Below are 18,460 nucleotides of genomic sequence, written 5' to 3'. Positions count from 1 at the left end.
TCGGTCAGCACTTTGGATTACGTGTTCGCCCAAAGCTTGGGATCGCTAACGCTGCCGCAGTCGCAACAGCGCCAATGAGAGTGATGATCAAGGTGACGAGATACCACCCGTCGCCGGTCAGATCGTACAGCTGGGCATTTGAAATAGCCGATGAGATGAAGGCAAGCATTGCCGACATGGCGATCAGGTTCGCGTTCATGCGGATGCTTCCACGCTTGGGAGCGTAGCGGCCTCAATGGCATCCATGTACTTGCGGCGAACGTCGTCTGCGCCCTCGACTACTTCGTCGCGGAGACGCGCTACCGTCATGCAAAGCTTGCCGTCTGGACTGACCATCATCGGGATATCCGAAAACGTCAGGGTGCCGATGTTGGCGCTCTCCAAGCCCGGCGTCGAAACCGGAACGCTCATTCGAAATACGCCGCTAGCAGACATGTCGCGGGCTGCAACAGCCGGCACAGCAGCCACTACAGGCGCAAAGCCTAGCATCGCGAGAAATGATCTGCGCTTCATGGAACTCTCCATTGCTCGTTGATGTCGTTGAATATCTTGACGTGCAGAAATTTATGCCGCCCGAAGGCAGCCGCAAATAAAATGCACAAACATGGGATTTATCTCTCGCGAAAACGCATCAATATGTGCATATTGCCTATGCGTTGAGACGGGAAAACGAGATGAAACCGGAAGACTTTACTGCATGGCGCGAGCGGATGGGCTTCAACCGTGTGCAGGCGGCGGAAGCCTTGGGCCTCTCCAGAAACATGCCCCAACGCTATGAAGACGGCGCTGCGGAAATCCCGCTCTATATCGCGCTGGCATGTGCCGCGCTGATTAGGGGGATCGCTCCTTGGCCGAAATAAGCGAGGCTGAACTCTTGCATTTTTTGAAAGAGTTGCTCAAGACGGGCCGGACGCTATCCCGGCTGGCGGTTTAACCGATATTTTGTCAGCGAGCCAATGGCTCGTCGGTCTGGCACCCGTGCACAGGTCCGCCGGGACAGTCACCGCGCTTCTGCTTTCAGCGCCGCCGTCCTGATTTCTTCCGCCGAACTCGCTGGCGGGATGAGCCGTATTGCCCATCCCGCCCAACGTTCTTTCGCTCGGGGGGTTATATCTGCCCTAGTCGGCGCTCTTTCGAGCCGTCTGGCTACAAGGACTTTTCCAGACCCGTTCTCCAACTGCGGCTATAAGCTGGCCGTCAGCTACATGCGAGGCGGTCGGTTTGACCCGACACCGAGGAAGCATACAAGCCTCCCCTACTCCGTTTACACCACACCTCGCATTCATTGAATGCCCGGTGTGGAAGACCGGGCATTCTTTAGTTGCCAGCGCCTTTCGGGTGCCTGATAGTACCGATCCCGAAAGCGATGACAGATGTGCGAGGCACGGCGTTGCAACGTTACCTCGCGATCAGGAAACCCCAATCCCTTGGAACCGCGCCTCTCATTTCGTGCGAAGCGGATACGGCTTGGCTCTGCGGGGCCAGTCCCGGGTCCGTCCTTTCACGCAGCATCACTAGGACGCCGCTTCGCATTTGGTGCGGGCGGGACGGCTGCCGGTGGAAGACAACCTATGCAGATCCATACGGTTCCGCCGCCTCGCATTCCGTTGAGGCAATGCCTCGAATTTGTGCCGGGCTACCCTCCCGACTTGGCCGCTGGCACTGGTTGCGTATCCAGCGCTTCTTAAGGTCGGGGCGCAGCGGCTTCCCCTGGTATTCTTGCCTTGCGAAATCGAGGGGCCTTTTTGTGACATGCCCAGGTCCGCGGGGTGGGGCCGGTAGCTGGTGCGGAGTTTATTCCCGCCGGACCGTCAATGGTCATTACCCACTGCAACGTTGACCGGATTGTGCATCAGGGAGCACCAGCGCTCTGGTCCCGATGCCCTCATGCCCTTACCACCTTGCGGCAAAGGCCCCTCTTGGATTTCTATGCCGCCTTTTTCCGTGCCGCATATTTCTGGCGGCGGCGCTTATTCCTCGCTTCGGCCCAATCCAAATCCCGAATGGTCTCATCATCTACGAGGGCAAAATCATCCCTCCATGTGACCGGCTGTTTGTTGGGCGCGTCGTCTCCGATGTTGACGTGAATATGCCCGTTTTCAGGCCCAACACGCAACATCTCGAAATAGGTATTTTCGTTATTTATCAAGCCGTTGCGAACAAGAGCGGCATAAAGTTCTAAGATGGCCCGATTTTTCCGCCGTCTACCGGTTTCGACGTGAAAGCCTTCAGCCCGGCACCAGACCGAGAAGGGCTTCCCTCCAGCCTGCGCTATCGCCCAATGCCACAGGCACCGACGGCGCGTCTCGTCCTCTATGAAAAGGATGAGAGTGTTGCAAAGCTCCCACTCCGAAACCTGCTCATGGGAAAGGCGGCTGCGAAAGAACGATTCCCGCTCCTCCTGGTATCGCTCCTCTCCCCATCCGTTCTGGTCGGCCTGATCGTGGACATATGGGAGGTTCTGAGCTTTTAACGTCTTTGGGCTGGCCGTGTCCGGCAAGCGATGGTCCACCTCTGCGGCGCGGATAAACAGTTCGGAGATACCAAGGGGCGTCATGCTGTTCTCCTGTCGTCTAATAGATCAAGCTGGGCGGCGTTCGGGCCGAACCGGCGGAATATACGCTCGTATACCATCCCGCTGAGGGCATGTCGTTGCGGGGTGATGCCCGAAAGGTCTTGGGCGATATATTGAAGCTGCCCCAGCGGGAGAGCGTCCCATAATTCGAGCCAAGCCGACGCGTCCTTGTCGATAATGCCCCGGCAAGCATGGATGAGGTCTGAGGCCATCCAGAACCCGTACTCATCGAGAAGCGGCTTATTATTCGCGGTCTCGGCCAAGGTGGACATAACAAGGCGGAAATGCTCATCCCCGAAATTTCGCAGAATGCGCTCCATGGTCGCGGCGGCCCGCGTCTCCCCGATCTCGGGATAGCGGCGCGGATCGATGATCTTGACCCCATATTCCTCGCAGATGGCTTTTACGCGGGGATCGATCATCATCCCTCCGCTGGCGGCGCGAACCGCCCCTTGAGCGCCCCGAATTTTGGCTCGCCGTCCGCTCCGATGAATTCTTCCGGCACTTCCACCAGTTCGGTGCGCTCGCGGTCGGCAGGCCAAAGCTTCGGCTCGCCAAAGTTGGTGCGGTAAACAACTGGCGTCCATTGGCCGTTGGGCTCTCGCTCGTAACAGAAGAGCATCATGCCGCCGCACTCCTCCTAATTTCACGCTCGATTTCGTCCCGCGACTTGGCAAAGTCGGTATGAAGGATGCCGAAGCCACCCTCTTCCCGCCACGCCTTGATGTTGCGCTCGAAGTCATCAACGAGGATATCGCCCCGCGAATGCATGAATAGCGGCTTGTTGCGGCCGCCCATGACCGGGAGGATGTGGCACGATGACGAAAGGTGTTCTCTCACCCATTCCCGCTTCTGGCGCGCCACGTGCTGATAATTCGATTTCGGGCATGCCGTGAGGATGATCGGATCCAGCCATGAAATGCGATCGTAAAATGCCTTGGCTCCATCGAATATCGGCATGTCCCGGAAATAGGATGGATGCGAATTAATGGTCGCCCACATGTTATCGTCTGCCATGCCTCGATGATCCAGGCCGAATGTGGCCGGGAAATGGGCGTCGAAGTTTGCCATCACGCCATCGAGGTCGAGATAAAGGTTGGGGTATTTTTTCATTTCGCCGACGCCCTCCGTTCCACCGGGATTGCTCTCCCTTTGCGATATAGTGTCGGGAACAGCGCATCAGCCGCCGACATTGCCGGAGAGATGGTCACGCCGTCCCGGCGGAAATCCCCATTGAAATAGTCCAAGAGATGCCGCGTGACGGCCTTTTGTGCTTCAAGCTCTGTCCCATAAACCAAAGGCTTGCCGCCGTCGGCCATAACCGGCTTGGGTTTGCCGTCCCGAGCAAAGCGCAACATCGCCCAATATCCGCCCGGCACCTCGCGGGTGTAACCACTGTAGCAATTCATCAGAAGAACCCCTCAAACGCCGCCGGCATGTCCGCCGCCTGTGACGAGAACAGCGTGTATTCTGCCTCGAACTTGATCTCACGTTGCTGGCTTGGCTCGCCGCGCCGGCGCTTATGGTTGATCAGCCACGCCCTGCCCCTGCTTTCCTCGTACTTGCGGCAAAGCTCGTCCCGCCGCGTATCGTTCCGTTCGTTTGGAATCGCCTCTTTCAGGATTGGTTCGGGCCGATAGAGCGAGAACCACACATCGAGGCTCTGCCGGACGCCGGAACCGCCATAGGCGTCCCCAATGGTCGGGCGCGGCGAGCCGCCGGCTTTCATCCGCGCCTTCCACTCTTCATTGCGCTGGATCAGGATGACGATTGCCACGTCCAACGATTTGGCGATGGCCTTAAGTCCGCGATAAAGCCCGTTGATCCGTTCCGCGAACATCTCGTTTGGCTTACCGGGCAGATTGATCATCTTCGCGTGGTCGATGACAACCAGATCCAACCCGACGGATTTTTTCATTGCCTCGATTTTGATCCGCACATCGGACAACGTGCATTCGGCGAACGGAACGATATCGAACGGCATGTTCATCGACCGGAGCATTTCCGCCTCGATGCTCTGTTGCTCCTTTGTGTTGAGGGTCCAGCCATCCAAGCGCCCGAGGCTGATCCGGCTCGCCTGTGCCGCGGCCTGAAGCGCTGCTTCCTCATCTGTGATCTCGATTGAGAAGAATGCCGATTTGAAACCCTCAAGCGCGGCGTGTCGGCATTGCTGGAGGGAGAACGAGGTTTTGCCGCCCCCGCTATCACTCATGAACCCGATGAGGTTGCCGCGGCGGATGTCGCCGGCGACTTGACTGATTTCCGGGAGGAACCATGGGATAAGCGCCTGCTTGTCCGTGCTCGCCTTTGCGGCGCGATCGACAGCCTTGGGAAGCAGGACGCCATACTTGAGCGATCCGGCGCGCTCGTTGCCCTCTTGGGCGATCTGTGTCAGCCGATCCGCCGTCAAGGAGATGATCTTTTCCGGTGTCATATCGACCGGCATGTTGCGCGCCAGCGATTCCAGGTCTTGGGCGAGCGAGACAAGCGCCCGCCGTGCCCAGATCTCAAGAACGGCCCGGCCAAAATCATATATGCTGAACGAGCCCACCGCATTGGTCGCCAGCCGCACCACGTATTGGGCGATCGACATGTCACCGATGGGTTGGTCAGTCGGAAGATATTGCTTGATCGTGACCGGATTGACCGCCCTACCCTCGGAAATCATCGTGGCCGCCGTCTCATAGATCAGCGAATGGATTCTCTCGCTGAAATGCTGGGGCTTGAGAAAGGCGGCGACACGCCAATACGCGGCGTTGTCGATGAGGATGGCACCCAAAAGCGCCTGTTCGGCTTCAATGGCGTCGGGGAGAGATGGTCGAATGTCTGTTGCGTGAGCGTTCAAGAGTGGTCCTCCATCATCCGAACAAGGCTAGCTGCGCCGGTGCAGCCTCGGGCGGCAAGCCGTATTGCAAGAACACGGACCGCATACGCCGCTTGAAGTGGCACAACTCCGTTCCCGAGCATGCGAAGTCGGTCCACACGCCCAATGTCCAGCCGGGAGGCCAGCCCATCAGCCACTCGACGAAAAGCGGGTTCAAGCTCCGGCGCTCTTTCAAGGATGGATTGCCAGTTCTCACTGTCGCTTGGGCCTGGCGGGAAAAGTCCGACGCTTGTCCCGCCAATACCAAACCATGCGTCTTGCCGTGGGATGGCGCTATCTGCGTCGTCCGATTGGCATTCTCCGATGAGGTAGGTGTCGCCCACCATCGGGCTTGGTTCTCCAGCCCCACTTGCCGCTTGGTTCCGTTCGATGTGATCCCAGTCGGGCTGGTATCCTCCGCAAGCGTCCGCCCTCCATTCGGGACATTGGGCGTATACCAAAGGTGCTCCACAAAGTTTGGCAACTGATCGAGATGCTTCCTTCCCGTTCCGTTCTCCAAGTGGTTGGAACTGTTCGCGCCTTTGTGGTCGCGGGTCGCCGGCGTCGGCCACGCCGAGGATGAAGATGCGCTCCCGCTCATGGCTCGCGCCGACTTCCGCCGCAGTGAACAGTCCGCCCTCAACCGCAAAACCCAACTTGCGTAGGTCTCGCCAAACCCGTTCGGCTCCAGCGATTTCGTCATCCCCCGGCGAGAGCATGCCGGTGACGTTCTCGATAAGGACGAACCACGGGCGCGACTGGACGACGATGCGCCGCGCATCTGTCCATAGGTCGCGTTCATCGTGCTGGCCGCCCTTACGTCCGGCGAGGCTGTGCGGCTGGCACGGGATGCCGCCAATGAGGCCGTCCACTGTTCCACGCCAGCGTCGGCCCTCGAAGGTTCGGGCATTGCTCCATATAGGTGCCGGAGCCATGAGACCTTGTTCCATCGCTGACACCAGGTGCGCGACGGCGAAGGCTTCCCTCTCCACCATACAGACTGTTCGAGCGCTGGGAATTGCCAGCTCGACGCCGAGATCGAGGCCAGCGCCTCCGGTGCAGAGGGATAGGATGTTGAGGTGTTCGGGACGTAGAGCCACATTCATAGGGCCCTCGCCAAAGTTGCAGGCCCTGTGCTATCGACGCCGTTTATTGAGCGGGGGCGGTCAACATGTTCAAAGGCAATGACAGTATAATTGTCGTTTGCATTGCAGCGGCAGGAATAGGCGCATTCGTAGCGCTCTGGCTGTTGGATTTTGCGCTGGTTAGGACAACTTGGTGCGCAGGGATCGAAACAACATGCGTGCGAGAATGGATAGGCGCCCTCAGCGGATGGGCGGCCGCAGCAGGTGCGGCTGTGACAATTTACGTGCTTTGGGCCACGCTCCAGCATATGCGCCATTCGAGCGAAGCGCAGTTGCGAGCCTATGTTGCAGAGGAGTCGGTCGAATTGACCGATACGAAGAGTGCTTTTGAGCACTCGGTAGACTACTCGATTAGAAATTTCGGGCAAACGCCGGCAAGAAAACTCATTGTCGGAACCGCACTCTGGGTTGGACTGCCTAGCGATTCGCCCCGCGCTACGCATTTTCATGCAAAACATCCAGTGGGACTTGTAGTACCAGATCAGCCGTTTAGCGGGAGCCTTCAGTTGCGCCTCAGCCATGATATGGTCACCGCCATATTCAAGACCGAAGCGCGAATATGCTTCGGCATTACCATCCGCTATGAAACATTTGGCAAGACCGTCCAAAGAGCCAAGCTCTTTGTCAGCAAGGCCGGCGTCTTGGAGGACGGCCCCCTGTTGTTCACTGACGAAGGGGACTGGAATGAGGACGTCGATCCATTTGGCACTCTGAACATGGCTGCACCAAGTACCAGCCAAGTCGCAGACGGCGAGAACACTAGAAAGTAACATTACGCCGCCCTCCCCGTCTTCATCATCCGAAATGCCTGACTGGCTTCTGTTGCCATCGCGATCCCGACGGCTTCGGCCGCATCGGCATTCTTGACCGTGATACGAAGCGCCCGGCAGCGTTCAACGGCGGCGCGCTTCCATGCGGCCCGGTCGTATCCGGCGGCGCGGCCCATGCTCAAAAAATGCTTCCGCCAGGTTGAGGACGGGATCGTCACCCAAGGCAACCGATAGGCGGCGATGATCCCGACCACGGCGCCGGAAAGGCTGGAGAGTTGTAAGGCGTTCGGATTGATCGTCTGTTCCTCGACCGGCCCGGCGAGCGTCTGCTTGGTCTTTTTGAACGACACGACATTGCGCATGGGCTGCTCGATGCCGATGAAATCTATCCCGATCTGGCCGTCGGCGCCCTTGGTAGAGGCGATCAGCTTGACCATTTGCAGTGCGATGGACGCGGCCTTTTGCTCGGCGTCAATGCCGTCGGCCTTGATCAGCCCCGTTTTGATGGAGGAAAGCGACGCCTCGGTATCGTACAGGGCAAATCCGGTGACTGTTGCTATGTCTAGCCCTAGGATTACCGGCATCCGTCCGCCCTCCCCATGCTGTATATCTGCTCGCCGTCCTGAGATTGGCAGATGCGCAATCCGTGCGGAAGCAACGCCCTGTTGGCGCGGAGCAACGAGCACTGGAATTGGACATACGCACCGACTGGCTGGTCATCGGGACTATCAAAGCCACAAGCCCGCATTGCTGTGCGCCTCTCTATCCATTTTCCAAGTCGTTCCTCGAAGTAATCGACAAGCGCCCGGTCCAGCGGGTTTTCCAGCGATTGGGTGATTGATTTGGCTTGCTGGCGCGGGGTCATTCGGCTGCCTCCAAGTAATCGCTCGCACGCTCTAATCGTTTTCGACATGGCGGGACCCAGACCAATTTCACGCCGGAAGCGTTCTGCTGCCAAATCAACCAGCAATAGGCCGTCGCAGTTGATCCTGTTTCCGTTAGGCGTCCTTTGACCATGGGAACACGTTCGCTGAATTGGGCGACGACATTTGGGGGCGTCTGGCTGAACAGGTTTTCGTACCTTCCAACACCTTCAAGGAAAGACGTGCGGACGATCATCGCCACGCCGACTGATGCGATCTGCAAAGCCTTCGTGATAAATTGTTCGGCGAGCCGGAATGGAGGATTGGCAATTATCCAATCGATGCCATTGAATTCCATGTCGGCGGGTTCAGATCCGGGCCAAAGGAAATCAACAACGCGGTCCTGGCCCGCATATTCCGCCCTATAGTCATAAATGTCTGAGGTATGGACAAATCCGAAGTACTCTTTGAGAGGTTCAGACATATGGCCGCGATTGCAGCATGGCTCCCAAGCAGTGAGCCCATTAATTGGGAAATGCGGTGGGACGATAGCTCCATTCCGGCAGACAATATCATCCGTCCGATGCGCGTTCCTGTAGAGCACTGTGTCTGGGCACGATGAGTTCCACTCTGGCTTGCCAATTCGGAAGATTACATGTTCGCATAAGGCTCGTGTCGCCCACGGCTGGGTCGGGAAATCATCAAGGCTATCGTGCGGCTCTGCCCGCTGGGCCATGACAGCGTGTGAGGTGTTTTGCGCCATCCCCTATCCCCTCACCCATTCCAGTACCGGCGCGGCGACGAACAACGCGACGGCGAGATAAACGAAAAACACAGTGATGATGTTGATTGCGCGCGTGGGTCCGTCGATCATTGAGCGCCCCCGAACTTCTCGCCCTCAGGAATGATCCGGACGGCGATCTGGGTAAGGTTGGCGGCGTCGGGAAGGCTGGGGATCGCTTCAAGTCTGCGTTCATCCCAATCCACGCGGCTATCTATTACCTTACCGAAGGCCGACCCCATGCCGGGGGCCAAGTCCGCGAGCGCCTGTCTTCGATTAATGATGATGTGAGCCCAATAGCTGCCGTCATCGAGCCTTGAAACCTCAACCGCACCGCCGGGAAACTCGATAATGTGTTGTGCTGGTTCGGCTTTTTTCTTCTTGTCTCCGAAAAGTGCCCGTCTCGCCGGGGCCTTATCGAAAAGATCGTTCTGCGCCGTAAAAGCACTCATCGCGCGCCCTCCCTGAGAAGCTTGCGAACGGTGCGTTCCGAACAGCGGAACCGCATGGAGATTTCGGCAGTTGTCCAGCCAAAGTCGCGCATTCGGATGATCGTGTCCCGGTCATATACCGGGCGCTCCGCTCCGCACACCTTGAAGCCCATCTTCTGGAGCGCACTGATGACCGTCGTGTGATCCCGTTTGAACCACTTGGCGATTTCCGGGACAGACATGAGAGGCTTGGCCGTCCGCACCGCCGCCATGGCTTCGAACCGTGCGGCGACCAGCTTTCTCACCCGCGACTGCTCAATGATATCGTCATAGGTAAAGCCGTGCTGGTGGGCCACGCGGGCAATGATTGCCGGAACGGTATCGACCGGGGTAGATATGCCCCAGCGCGCCGTGGACCGCTCCACGGCTTCGCTCTGGGCTTCATGGATGGCTTTGGGAGATGATTGGATGACGACAGGCGCCGGCAATAGTTTAGCGGCTTCCGCCTCACGGCGCTCACGCTCGCGCCGCTGTTGCTCGCGAACTGCCGCCTGGTACCGGGGATTGGATTCTGTATGACGACATGAATAAGCGACGGTCATCAAGCAGCCTCCTCATCTGGGAAGCCGGGATCGTTGTCGGCCAATGCGGTGTTCCGCTTCTCCATGGCGACCTGAAGCTCATCGCGCATGATGCGCTGCCCTTCGTGCCAGCCGTCCGTCCATTTTGGAGCATCGTATCCGGCGGGAGCCTCGCAATTTTTGCCCTCAAGACCGGCCTGCTTGCCAGCGGCAAAGGCTCTCTCATCGGCGGGGCGCCGATCCGGAAACAAATTGCCCTGCTCGCCCGGCGGAAGCGCATTGAAGGCCTGCGCGATCTCGATAAGCTGCTCGATCTCAGCGACGAATATCGATTGATCTTCCATCGTCATAAGGCGCATGCCCGTGTCGATTTCCGATAGCTTAAAGCCATAGCCCTTCGCCTCGGCCCTGATCTTCTTCTTGAGATCACGTAGCGGTTTCATGTCCTCTTCGACGCTGAGAAGCTGCTTAAGGATATCCATCCGCAGCGCTATGCGTTGATCGGGCGTAAGTTCAGAATTATGTCCTGCTTCTGCCATTACCCTCTCCGTTCCACGTAAAAGATGATTTCAGCCCCGTAGCCGGTCAACTTGCCGCCTAAGCGCATCAATTTCCGGCCCGTAGCGATCAGGATTGAGTTCCAGCAATTGCGCCTCAAGGACCTCCAGGCGCTTGCTGAGGATGAATTGCTCGTGCTTGGCACGGTTTTGCTCCTCGATTTTGTGCCGCTCCACCGCTTCTCGGATCGCATCCGCGATATCGGCTGGAACGCGCTTGATCTTCTTCCAACGAAGACGCTCAACCACCGTGATGGGCAGTCCAGCCGCACGCGCTGCCCTGGTGATTTGGTCTTTTGCGCTGCCTTCCCCGCCTATGAAGCGGACGGCATTCGCCATTTCAGACTGGATGACGTTGACTCGGTACATTTCCGTCTCGCGCCGTGAGATTTCCGTCTGGCGCCCCTGTTTTTCCGACATTGAGAAAATCCTTCGCTCTACATTTGTCCCTGTAGAGCGAGCCACCTTCGGTCGGTTCGAAAGCGGTGAAGGATGGTTGAGATGAAGAAAGCCCCGACGAAACGCATGGAACCTGTATCGCCGGAGCAACTGGAACTTCCGCTGACACTGGAATTTGCTTCGCGGCAGCGGGAGTTAATCCGTCGAGCCAAAGGCGCAGAGAAACGCCAGCGGCCCGCGAATGACGATGACCCCTTCGAGACGGCGCGTGGGTACATCCCGCCAGTCGGTTGGAAGAGGTGAAAACAATGACGTTTGAGCAAGGCTTACCGCGCACATCCACCGCCTTGCTCAGGGGGTGGCCGGGACGACGCATTGCCGTCCCGGCCCTCTCATCCGCCGCGAGGGGAGCAGCCGCGGCGGAGAAACAGAATTGGTTGGCGGATCGCTCGGAATTGCATCCCGTCTTTGTGACAGCGCTTTCGCGCCCATGCCCGACGATGGGAATGACGAGCCCATCGCTTTTTTCGCTGCCGGGTTCCGAGCTTGGTATGCCGCGCTCTCCGCCGGGAGCGCCTGGAAGGTGCGGGGCATGGTTGATCTGGCGCCCGATGCGATGGGGGCTCGCATCGGGCTTTCCTACCGCTTGGGCGGGGGCTTGGGGCACGGTAGGAATTCGAAATGGACGGCTCTTCGCGGAAGCAGCATGATGATTTTGCGAGAATCGAAACACACAGTCCGCGAAGGAGCCGATAAGAATGGCCTTGGAACCAGAAATAACGGTCAGGAATGTAACCAGAAATGACAGTGGAAACGCTTGGGAAGTAGACTTCTCTATCCGTTTCCGCCAAATCGGATATTTCACGTCATCCGTCAGCGTCCCTCTCTCTGACGACGCCAAGGCATATCCGCGCATTGAACGCACTGTTGGGGAGGCGTCAGACATGGCGCACAACATCATCGTTACCGATTTGTTGCGCACGGTCCTGTACCATTCCAAATGGCTCAATGAGCAGACGAGGGAGACCATAACTAAAGCATTCCCTCAAAAGCAGATGGCACAGAGTTGATGCGCTTGCGCCGCTCTAATGTGCTGTTTGCTCTGCTCTGAATATAGCGTGCGAAATACTCTTCTCTGGAATATCCTAACTGCTTGTATTCCTTGAAGAGGAATATCTTCTCGTCAATATCCAGAGCTTCGCATAGCATTTTGAACTGCCTTTCCCCGATCAGTTCGGGGAGGCTCTCAAGGGCGTAAAACAGAGGCGGTCCGTTGTTCATGGCTCAATCCTCGAATGTTCATGGAGGGAATGGTTACGCCGCTCCCGCATCACCGATGCAAACTTCTGCGGGGGCGTCGAAGAAAAGACTGTCATCCCAATTGATGCCCCTTTTGACAGCCGCATCACGAATTGCCTTCATCTCGTCCAAGGACGGAGCCACGCCGCGTTCCCAACGGGAAACTGTGGCCTGCGTCACTCCTGCCACAGCCGAAAATTCCTGCTGCGTGACCTTGAAAACGTTCTTGCGGATGTTCTTAAGTGCATTCATATCGCGCATAATATGCGCATACGTATTAAATTCAAGCAAAAATTATACGTGCTCGTATTTTTCTTTTGTGACGGTCTGTGTCTAGGCTGCTTGCATGAGAAAGATCGATTTCTATCTTCGAGCCATTCTGAAAGAAACTGGCTGGACCCAGGTCCAGCTTGCCGAGCGCCTTGGAACCTCTCAAGCGACAGTTAGTCGTTGGTTTAAGGGATCGGAGCCAGAAGGCCACCGCCGCGACGCAATTGTCGATCTTTATAATTCAGTCGCAACCGTGAGCAAAGATAACAACAAAACAAGAAGCTCCGATCCAACGTCTCTCGAAGACGAACTTATCGAGGTTTTTCCGAAGCTTTCGAAGAAAAGTCGGGAAGCTCTTTTGGAGATGGCGCGGCGGCTTCGAGAACTTGAAGGCGACGCATCTGATCAATGATGGCGATTTGAGCCTGCGGTGTTAACGACCCGAACAAGCCCACCATCTCTTCCATTTCCTTGTAAACGCTTATTACTTCCCTGTGCGCCTGATCGACCTCAGGCCCCCGTTTCGCATCTATTTTCGTCCCCACCGCCCCGCCCCCCTTCGCTCCCCGCCGCTACCTTTGATTGAGGCAATGCGAAAACGTTACCTAGCGTCATTCTTTATGTCTAGCCGCTAAAGTGTCCATTTTGGACAGTTCGCTACATACGCGCGCAACTGTTCTTTCTGCTTCCCGGTAAAATAGTTTTGTTTCGGGGAAATCTATTTCTGGAGGCCTGATAATCATTCGGCGACCATCCTTCTCAACGCGCACCCTCCCTTGGGCCACAAGCGCATCGACGTGCCGGATAACTGATGTCCTGGGGATTTTGATGATGTGGGATATTTCGGAAGCGTTGACTGGCTTGTCTTCGTATTCCCCGAGCTGGATGGCTAATTGGACCAGCGTTTCTTCGGTGGGGCGTTTCCGTGCGACGAACAGGGCGCGGATATCCAATATCATCCGAACAAGAATGCATCGGATTTGCCGATCTCTATCATCGCCGTGGGCACAGGGTACCATTCACAATTCCTTGGGCCGGCCGCTCATAGCATTAAAATGGACCCACTTTGCGGCAAAGTGTGACCATTTCGGGAGAAATGCCTTTCTGGCATAACTCCGCCTATGCCTAAGCTGCGGAATCCAAAGCCAAAACCGAAAGAATTCAGGCTGCGCTTGTCGCCTGAACTGATGGCTATCATCGATGATGCGCGAGGTGAAAAAAGCGTTAACAGGCAAATTAATGATTGGCTGTGGAGCAAGGCGCAAGGCGATTCCGCTGACAGAATCGCGGATGCATTGAGGCCCGCACTTGCATCATTGACGGATGACGAGCTGGAGCTGTTCACAGCAAACACCGTAGCGGCCATTGAAATCCTGGCGCGCGGGCGAAAGCGTGCTGTGCGCGAGTAACGCGACTTCCTCCTGACGCTTTTGGCTCTTTCCTGATTCTAGGCACACTACGGGCTATCAAGACGTTTACCCTCATACGGAGGGGTTCCGCCCTTTTCGGCTTGGCTTATGGCGCCACGCCGGGATGCTATGAAGCTCCAGTATCCCTGCCTGCCCGTTTCACCGGTGGGCCACGCCGTCCCCATGCATGAGGGTTTTTCGGCAGTTCAATCTCTCAAGTCGCATCCAAACCAGTCGAGCGGCGTCTACCCCGCTGGAACCGCCTCATCAGCCTGGGATGAGGAACCGCTTCGGAATTCATGCGCCGGGTGATCGGTGCTGCGGGCCAATCCCGAGAAAGACCGCTGCTTTAGCGCTCAAAACACAATTTGTTGGCGGGAACCTCCGAGCAGACCCAACATTTTGCGATTCTCTGCGCGCCGGAGCGGTCGTTTCGGTTGCGTAACCATCCTTGTTTTGCTACAACCGATTTGACTTGAGACCGCATTCGGCCCCGGCAGCATCACCGCTCCGGGGCTTTTCTTTTACGCGCCGATATACGCCAACGCAAGAAACTTTATACGTTCGCGCATTTTTTCACTTGACTGTTATACGTATGCGCATATTATACCTCTCATACCCACCGCGGCACGAAGAAGCGAAACGCCGATCTGCCCGCGCCAACAGATGGGAGAGACGAGATGAGCAGCATGTACACCGCAGAGTTTGGCCCCAACGTTGAGCAAATCCTTTGCCAAGGTTCTCGGGTTATTCGCGGCAAGGTTCCATCTCAGGTCCGCGCGGAGCTTCGGGCAGCGGTCAAAGCCAATGTTCTCGGTCGTCTTCCCAAGGACGGCCTTAAGCCGGAAGTCTTCTTCAACCCGAATAACAAGATGAGCGCCGTGGAAAGGCAAAAGCGCGAGGCGGAATATTCGATCTCCTGCATCGCGAAAGTCATGGCGCGCCCCGAGGATTACAGCCTCGCCCGCCAGGCTCTCGAAGACAAGCATTTTGGATGAACCCCCTCCGGTCAGCGGCGTCCGCGCCGCGTTCCAGATGGTTTTAGCAACAGAGGAAAATGAAATGACCGAAGAAGACCTCAAGCAATTCTTGGCCGAAAACGCAGCCGACATTCAGGCTCAAGTCCGCCAGAGACTCATTGAAGGGCTGCTCACCAACCATTCTTGGACGATGCGTGATCAGATCGGTGAAGTTGTCGCAGACTTCATGAAAACGGAGATCATCCCGGAAGTCCGCACGTACCTCTCCGGCGAGAAGAGCGCCATCCTTGAAGCTGCCATCAAGGGTGCGTCCAAGGTCAGCGACATGCTGGCTGAGGCCATGGTCGCGCAGGCAGCCAAAAACCTGTCAGCCAACCGCTACGAATTCAAGAAAATCATGGAGGCGGTGTTTGCCTGAAAGCCCTCCGGTTTCCGCCTCACGGGGCGGTTTCCCGAAGTCTTTAGCGAGGAACACGAACATGAAAACCTCCTACACAGCCAGCCTGAAAATGCCTGACGGTCGTATTTGGCAGGAAGTAAACTGCGATATCGATCTCGACCTTGAATGGGAGAACGGCGAGCCTTTCATCGTGGCTAATGACGTTCTGGTGGACGTTTCGAAGTCCGGCGAGCCGAGCCAGTACGTCTCGCTGTTCTCGGATACCGCCACTCCACTCATGAAGCTGATCGGGGCGGAAATATGCGATCTGGCCGACGCCGACGACGATCTGCTGACGGAAGCCCTCGAGCATGAGGGAGGCTACATCACCCCCTCACCTGCCTATGTTTCCTATGCGTCCGGGGAGGCGATGTGATGAACACCCGCGCCCGCTACGAAGCCCAGATCAAGCGGTCTGACGCCCGGCAGAATTGTTTGGGTCAAAGCGAACTCGAAGACGCGATTGCCACGCTCGCTCGCCGAAACGGTCTGTCGTGGTTCACCGACGAGCAAATTGCGGAAATCCGTGACGAGATGATCGCGGAGGAATGGCGGCGGCGTTGCCTGTTCAATGAATGCGCTCGCTCATGGCGCCCCCAGAAGGAAGCCGCCTGATGCGTGACCTTCTTCAAGATATCGCCTCCCTCATCTCTGCCGCCACGTTCGTTTTCATTTTTTCACTCTGCATTGGAGCGCTTTCATGAGCGAGGTAGCGAAGCATACGCCGGGGCCGTGGGAAATCGGCACAGAAACGCGCGGCTATGAAGTTTGTACGATCCATCAAGTCACGCGCCAGCCTACAGAAGATGGTCTGGGGCAATCATGGGTTTACATCCATGCGCCGCGCGTCATCGACGGAGATTGGCACTGGCCTGATGGGGAAGAGCAGATTGCTAACGCCCGCGTGATCGCCGCCGCGCCCGATCTGCTTGAAGCGTTGAAGGCCTCAGAACTTGGCGTCGAGGAATTGTGCACCGGACAGCATCCAGACAACGAATGCTGGAACACGCTGCGCACGATCCGCGCAGCCATCGCCGAAGCGGAGGGCCGTCAGCCATGACCAACTCACCGCAGATCGAGATCGATGAGGACGCGATTGATCAGGCTGTAGGCGTCAACCTTCGCCGTATCCGCAATGTGCGGGGCATCTCCCAAGAGAAGCTTGGCGAGTCGGTCGGTATCACCTTCCAGCAAATCCAGAAGTACGAGAAGGGCACGAACCGGATAGCGGCCAGTCGAATGGTGCAGTTCGCCGCTGTTCTGAAATGCGGCATTCCCGATTTCTTCGCCGGGATAGGCAGCGACGGGCAAATCAGGACCATCTCCGCCATTTCGCCCGAAGCGCTCCGTTACGGCGAGATGATCGATAAAATCCAAGACGCAGGCATTCTCAAACATCTTGCGAGCCTAATTGGATCTCTGGCGGAACTACCTGCGCCGAACGCCGGTCTTTCTCAATTCTGGAGGCCGATTGCCGAAGCCGACACGACCATCACCTTCGAGCATACGATGGCATACGACGCCGATAAGGAAATGACCATCCGGAACTCTGATCATTATTGGGTCCGAGATGAAGATGGCCGGGTTTATGAGTCCGTCTGGACGGATCACAAGGGCGGATATTGGTGGGACATTGAGGGCGAAAGCCCGGTCGATCCTGTCGAGTATATGCCGCACCCGCTCGAAATTATCTCGTCTTCTGGCCTCCCCGCCGACGAGGCGCGGCCATGATCCAAGACCAGATGAACCTTGCCGTCGAACTCGCCTGCATCGCCAGGCTCCCGCGGAACGACGCGCTCCAGCGTCTGGCCGAACTCATCGCAAGCGAGCCGGACGAACGCACCAAGCAGACACTCAAAGCTGAATACCATCGAATTGCAGAGCGGAGGACAGAAGCATGAGCAAGATCATCGACACCGATTCCATGCAGCCTGTCGGCAGTATCGTAAACCGCATCGTCAAGGGATTGGCGAAAGAACACGTCTGGATCGGCGAAAAAATCATGCGACCGGGCGTGTATGCCGGCGTCCCAATCGAGACGTATCACCGGGAGATCGGCCTGTTCGATGGCTTCTCCATTTCATCCTCAAGCCTCCGCACCATCCTGCGGCGACCGCTCGAATATTGGTATGCCAGCCCCTACAATCCGAATGCTGAGGAACCGGAAGGCTCCAAGGCGCTCGATTTCGGCAAAGCCGCTCACATGCTGCTGTTGGGCGAGGATGGCTTTGCAGAGCGGTATTCCCTTCGCCCGGCCAAGTACGAGGATGACAAGGGCGTCTGGAAGCCGTGGAACGCCAATGCGAACGCGTGCAAGGAATGGCTGGCGAAGCAGGCTGCCGCCGGCAAAACGGTCATCACCGAAACCGAAATCGGCCACATCAAGAAGATTGCGGAATCGCTTTCGCGCAAAGAAGCCATCCGCCTTGGTATTTTGAATGGACGGATCGAGCGGTCCATATTCACCCAGCGCAACGGAATTTGGCTGAAATCCCGCCCGGATGTGATCCCGAATCACAGCGGCGATTTCGTGGATCTGAAAACCGCTGCCTCGGTCGATGACGATAGCCTATCCAAAGCGATTTTCTCCCATGGCTATCACATCCAGGCAGCCTTCACGCGCATGGTCGTGCGGGATGTTCTCGGGCAGGACGCCTTCACCTCGTTCACGTTCGTTTTTGTTGAAAAATCGGCACCCTACGATGTGCGCGTCGTCACCCTGAAAGATGCGGATATCGAGCTTGGAGAGCGCCAAGCCATGCGCGGCCTCAACATCCTCTCCGAATGCCTGAAGCGCAATGAATGGCCTGGTTACGACGGCCATGACCAGCACATCTCATTTGTCGAAATGCCATCTTGGGCCCGGACGCGGATCGACACGCAGCTAAATGCGGAGGCGGCGTGATGGCAAAATGGACCAGAGGGGGTCGAATAACCGACCCTCGGATCGTTATCGATTTTATCCTCGCCGGCGATGTTGTCTTCAACGGGCATAAACCCCAGAACGCCGGATGGCTTCAGAACTGGAGCATCAGTCAGATCAAGATGGAGACGAGCCGGGGCCGGTTCTTCATCGCACTCCCCTCCCACCTCAATCT

Annotated in this window: 31 protein-coding genes; 12 read left to right on the top strand and 19 right to left on the bottom strand. The window is 57.1% G+C overall.

Annotated features, from left to right (window positions below):
- Positions 1 to 4: 4 nt before the first annotated feature.
- The gene (locus IEX53_RS15420; RefSeq protein WP_188825072.1) at positions 5 to 199 is read right to left on the bottom strand and encodes a hypothetical protein; all 195 of its coding nucleotides are present in this window, start codon (positions 197 to 199) and stop codon (positions 5 to 7) included.
- Positions 196 to 513 carry a hypothetical protein gene (locus tag IEX53_RS15415; RefSeq protein WP_188825071.1) on the bottom strand — a complete coding sequence of 106 codons (318 nt, stop codon included), beginning with the start codon at positions 511 to 513 and terminating at the stop codon, positions 196 to 198. Before IEX53_RS15415 ends, IEX53_RS15420 begins: the two co-directional genes overlap by 4 nt.
- A gap of 161 nt (positions 514 to 674) precedes the next feature.
- Here IEX53_RS15415 and IEX53_RS15410 point away from each other — a divergent pair, with 161 nt between their 5' ends.
- Positions 675 to 860: a helix-turn-helix domain-containing protein gene (locus IEX53_RS15410; RefSeq protein WP_188825070.1), complete on the top strand. Its 186-nt coding sequence runs from the start codon at positions 675 to 677 to the stop codon at positions 858 to 860.
- 1,067 nt (positions 861 to 1,927) lie between these two features.
- Here IEX53_RS15410 and IEX53_RS15405 read toward each other — a convergent pair.
- The 7 genes from IEX53_RS15405 to IEX53_RS15375 are packed head-to-tail and all read right to left on the bottom strand — an operon-like array spanning position 1,928 to position 6,544.
- Positions 1,928 to 2,557 carry a hypothetical protein gene (locus IEX53_RS15405; RefSeq protein WP_188825069.1) on the bottom strand — a complete coding sequence of 210 codons (630 nt, stop codon included), beginning with the start codon at positions 2,555 to 2,557 and terminating at the stop codon, positions 1,928 to 1,930.
- Positions 2,554 to 3,000 carry a hypothetical protein gene (locus IEX53_RS15400; RefSeq protein ID WP_236016219.1) on the bottom strand — a complete coding sequence of 149 codons (447 nt, stop codon included), beginning with the start codon at positions 2,998 to 3,000 and terminating at the stop codon, positions 2,554 to 2,556. The genes IEX53_RS15405 and IEX53_RS15400 overlap by 4 nt, the downstream gene beginning before the upstream one ends.
- On the bottom strand, positions 2,997 to 3,200 hold the full coding sequence (locus IEX53_RS15395) for a hypothetical protein (RefSeq protein ID WP_188825068.1): 204 nt from the start codon (positions 3,198 to 3,200) through the stop codon (positions 2,997 to 2,999). The genes IEX53_RS15400 and IEX53_RS15395 overlap by 4 nt, the downstream gene beginning before the upstream one ends.
- Entirely contained in the window at positions 3,197 to 3,688 is a 492-nt protein-coding gene (locus IEX53_RS15390; protein WP_188825067.1) for a 5' nucleotidase, NT5C type, read from the bottom strand. The genes IEX53_RS15395 and IEX53_RS15390 overlap by 4 nt, the downstream gene beginning before the upstream one ends.
- Positions 3,685 to 3,984 carry a hypothetical protein gene (locus IEX53_RS15385; protein WP_188825066.1) on the bottom strand — a complete coding sequence of 100 codons (300 nt, stop codon included), beginning with the start codon at positions 3,982 to 3,984 and terminating at the stop codon, positions 3,685 to 3,687. Before IEX53_RS15385 ends, IEX53_RS15390 begins: the two co-directional genes overlap by 4 nt.
- Positions 3,984 to 5,420, bottom strand: a complete 1,437-nt coding sequence (locus IEX53_RS15380) for a DnaB-like helicase C-terminal domain-containing protein (RefSeq protein ID WP_188825065.1) — start codon at positions 5,418 to 5,420, stop codon at positions 3,984 to 3,986. The genes IEX53_RS15385 and IEX53_RS15380 overlap by 1 nt, the downstream gene beginning before the upstream one ends.
- Entirely contained in the window at positions 5,417 to 6,544 is a 1,128-nt protein-coding gene (locus tag IEX53_RS15375) for a DNA cytosine methyltransferase (protein ID WP_188825064.1), read from the bottom strand. The genes IEX53_RS15380 and IEX53_RS15375 overlap by 4 nt, the downstream gene beginning before the upstream one ends.
- A gap of 65 nt (positions 6,545 to 6,609) precedes the next feature.
- On the opposite strand from IEX53_RS15375, the gene IEX53_RS15370 reads away from it, so the two are divergent.
- Positions 6,610 to 7,353, top strand: a complete 744-nt coding sequence (locus IEX53_RS15370; protein WP_188825063.1) for a DUF8453 domain-containing protein — start codon at positions 6,610 to 6,612, stop codon at positions 7,351 to 7,353.
- Positions 7,354 to 7,355: 2 nt separating this feature from the next.
- Here IEX53_RS15370 and IEX53_RS15365 read toward each other — a convergent pair whose 3' ends face one another.
- From IEX53_RS15365 to IEX53_RS15325, 9 genes are all read right to left on the bottom strand, one after another.
- Positions 7,356 to 7,937, bottom strand: coding sequence for a RuvC family protein (locus tag IEX53_RS15365; RefSeq protein WP_188825062.1), 582 nt, complete (start codon positions 7,935 to 7,937; stop codon positions 7,356 to 7,358).
- Positions 7,928 to 8,218, bottom strand: coding sequence for a hypothetical protein (locus tag IEX53_RS15360; protein ID WP_188825061.1), 291 nt, complete (start codon positions 8,216 to 8,218; stop codon positions 7,928 to 7,930). Before IEX53_RS15360 ends, IEX53_RS15365 begins: the two co-directional genes overlap by 10 nt.
- Positions 8,215 to 8,979: a methyltransferase gene (locus tag IEX53_RS24405; protein WP_373288666.1), complete on the bottom strand. Its 765-nt coding sequence runs from the start codon at positions 8,977 to 8,979 to the stop codon at positions 8,215 to 8,217. The genes IEX53_RS15360 and IEX53_RS24405 overlap by 4 nt, the downstream gene beginning before the upstream one ends.
- Positions 8,980 to 9,086: 107 nt before the next feature.
- Positions 9,087 to 9,449, bottom strand: a complete 363-nt coding sequence (locus IEX53_RS15350) for a hypothetical protein (RefSeq protein WP_188825059.1) — start codon at positions 9,447 to 9,449, stop codon at positions 9,087 to 9,089.
- Positions 9,446 to 10,030 carry a helix-turn-helix domain-containing protein gene (locus IEX53_RS15345; protein ID WP_188825058.1) on the bottom strand — a complete coding sequence of 195 codons (585 nt, stop codon included), beginning with the start codon at positions 10,028 to 10,030 and terminating at the stop codon, positions 9,446 to 9,448. The genes IEX53_RS15350 and IEX53_RS15345 overlap by 4 nt, the downstream gene beginning before the upstream one ends.
- Positions 10,030 to 10,548 (bottom strand): hypothetical protein, encoded by a 519-nt coding sequence (locus IEX53_RS15340; RefSeq protein ID WP_188825057.1) that lies wholly within the window; start codon positions 10,546 to 10,548, stop codon positions 10,030 to 10,032. The genes IEX53_RS15345 and IEX53_RS15340 overlap by 1 nt, the downstream gene beginning before the upstream one ends.
- A gap of 30 nt (positions 10,549 to 10,578) precedes the next feature.
- Positions 10,579 to 10,986, bottom strand: coding sequence for a hypothetical protein (locus IEX53_RS15335; RefSeq protein ID WP_188825056.1), 408 nt, complete (start codon positions 10,984 to 10,986; stop codon positions 10,579 to 10,581).
- A 1,011-nt stretch (positions 10,987 to 11,997) separates the two neighbouring features.
- The gene (locus IEX53_RS15330) at positions 11,998 to 12,246 is read right to left on the bottom strand and encodes a hypothetical protein (protein WP_188825055.1); all 249 of its coding nucleotides are present in this window, start codon (positions 12,244 to 12,246) and stop codon (positions 11,998 to 12,000) included.
- Between the two features lie 33 nt (positions 12,247 to 12,279).
- The gene (locus IEX53_RS15325; protein ID WP_188825054.1) at positions 12,280 to 12,525 is read right to left on the bottom strand and encodes a helix-turn-helix domain-containing protein; all 246 of its coding nucleotides are present in this window, start codon (positions 12,523 to 12,525) and stop codon (positions 12,280 to 12,282) included.
- A gap of 85 nt (positions 12,526 to 12,610) precedes the next feature.
- Here IEX53_RS15325 and IEX53_RS15320 point away from each other — a divergent pair, with 85 nt between their 5' ends.
- Entirely contained in the window at positions 12,611 to 12,946 is a 336-nt protein-coding gene (locus tag IEX53_RS15320) for a helix-turn-helix domain-containing protein (protein WP_188825053.1), read from the top strand.
- A gap of 199 nt (positions 12,947 to 13,145) precedes the next feature.
- Here the strand turns inward: IEX53_RS15320 and IEX53_RS15315 are convergent, their stop codons facing one another.
- Positions 13,146 to 13,553, bottom strand: coding sequence for a winged helix-turn-helix domain-containing protein (locus tag IEX53_RS15315; protein WP_188825052.1), 408 nt, complete (start codon positions 13,551 to 13,553; stop codon positions 13,146 to 13,148).
- Between the two features lie 168 nt (positions 13,554 to 13,721).
- Here IEX53_RS15315 and IEX53_RS15310 point away from each other — a divergent pair, with 168 nt between their 5' ends.
- The 9 genes from IEX53_RS15310 to IEX53_RS15270 all read left to right on the top strand — a co-directional run bounded on the left by IEX53_RS15310 (position 13,722) and on the right by IEX53_RS15270 (position 18,267).
- Positions 13,722 to 13,943, top strand: coding sequence for a hypothetical protein (locus IEX53_RS15310; protein WP_188825051.1), 222 nt, complete (start codon positions 13,722 to 13,724; stop codon positions 13,941 to 13,943).
- A gap of 680 nt (positions 13,944 to 14,623) precedes the next feature.
- Positions 14,624 to 14,941: a hypothetical protein gene (locus tag IEX53_RS15305; protein WP_188825050.1), complete on the top strand. Its 318-nt coding sequence runs from the start codon at positions 14,624 to 14,626 to the stop codon at positions 14,939 to 14,941.
- A 64-nt stretch (positions 14,942 to 15,005) separates the two neighbouring features.
- Positions 15,006 to 15,341: a hypothetical protein gene (locus IEX53_RS15300; protein WP_188825049.1), complete on the top strand. Its 336-nt coding sequence runs from the start codon at positions 15,006 to 15,008 to the stop codon at positions 15,339 to 15,341.
- 61 nt (positions 15,342 to 15,402) lie between these two features.
- Positions 15,403 to 15,738 (top strand): hypothetical protein, encoded by a 336-nt coding sequence (locus IEX53_RS15295; RefSeq protein WP_188825048.1) that lies wholly within the window; start codon positions 15,403 to 15,405, stop codon positions 15,736 to 15,738.
- A complete protein-coding gene (locus tag IEX53_RS15290; protein ID WP_188825047.1) occupies positions 15,738 to 15,977 on the top strand; it encodes a hypothetical protein in 240 nt (79 codons plus the stop codon). Before IEX53_RS15295 ends, IEX53_RS15290 begins: the two co-directional genes overlap by 1 nt.
- Positions 15,978 to 16,062: 85 nt before the next feature.
- Positions 16,063 to 16,422: an XkdD/Y8K6 family phage-associated protein gene (locus tag IEX53_RS15285; protein WP_188825046.1), complete on the top strand. Its 360-nt coding sequence runs from the start codon at positions 16,063 to 16,065 to the stop codon at positions 16,420 to 16,422.
- A complete protein-coding gene (locus IEX53_RS15280) occupies positions 16,419 to 17,093 on the top strand; it encodes a helix-turn-helix domain-containing protein (protein ID WP_188825045.1) in 675 nt (224 codons plus the stop codon). The genes IEX53_RS15285 and IEX53_RS15280 overlap by 4 nt, the downstream gene beginning before the upstream one ends.
- A complete protein-coding gene (locus IEX53_RS15275) occupies positions 17,090 to 17,263 on the top strand; it encodes a hypothetical protein (protein WP_188825044.1) in 174 nt (57 codons plus the stop codon). Before IEX53_RS15280 ends, IEX53_RS15275 begins: the two co-directional genes overlap by 4 nt.
- On the top strand, positions 17,260 to 18,267 hold the full coding sequence (locus tag IEX53_RS15270; protein WP_188825043.1) for a PD-(D/E)XK nuclease-like domain-containing protein: 1,008 nt from the start codon (positions 17,260 to 17,262) through the stop codon (positions 18,265 to 18,267). The genes IEX53_RS15275 and IEX53_RS15270 overlap by 4 nt, the downstream gene beginning before the upstream one ends.
- Positions 18,268 to 18,460 lie beyond the last annotated feature (193 nt).

The organism is Paramesorhizobium endophyticum (assembly GCF_014640615.1).
GTDB classification, from domain to species: domain Bacteria; phylum Pseudomonadota; class Alphaproteobacteria; order Rhizobiales; family Rhizobiaceae; genus Paramesorhizobium; species Paramesorhizobium endophyticum.
The sequence above is the reverse complement of the archived record's forward strand: the minus strand, read 5'-3'. Positions and strand labels throughout refer to the sequence as shown.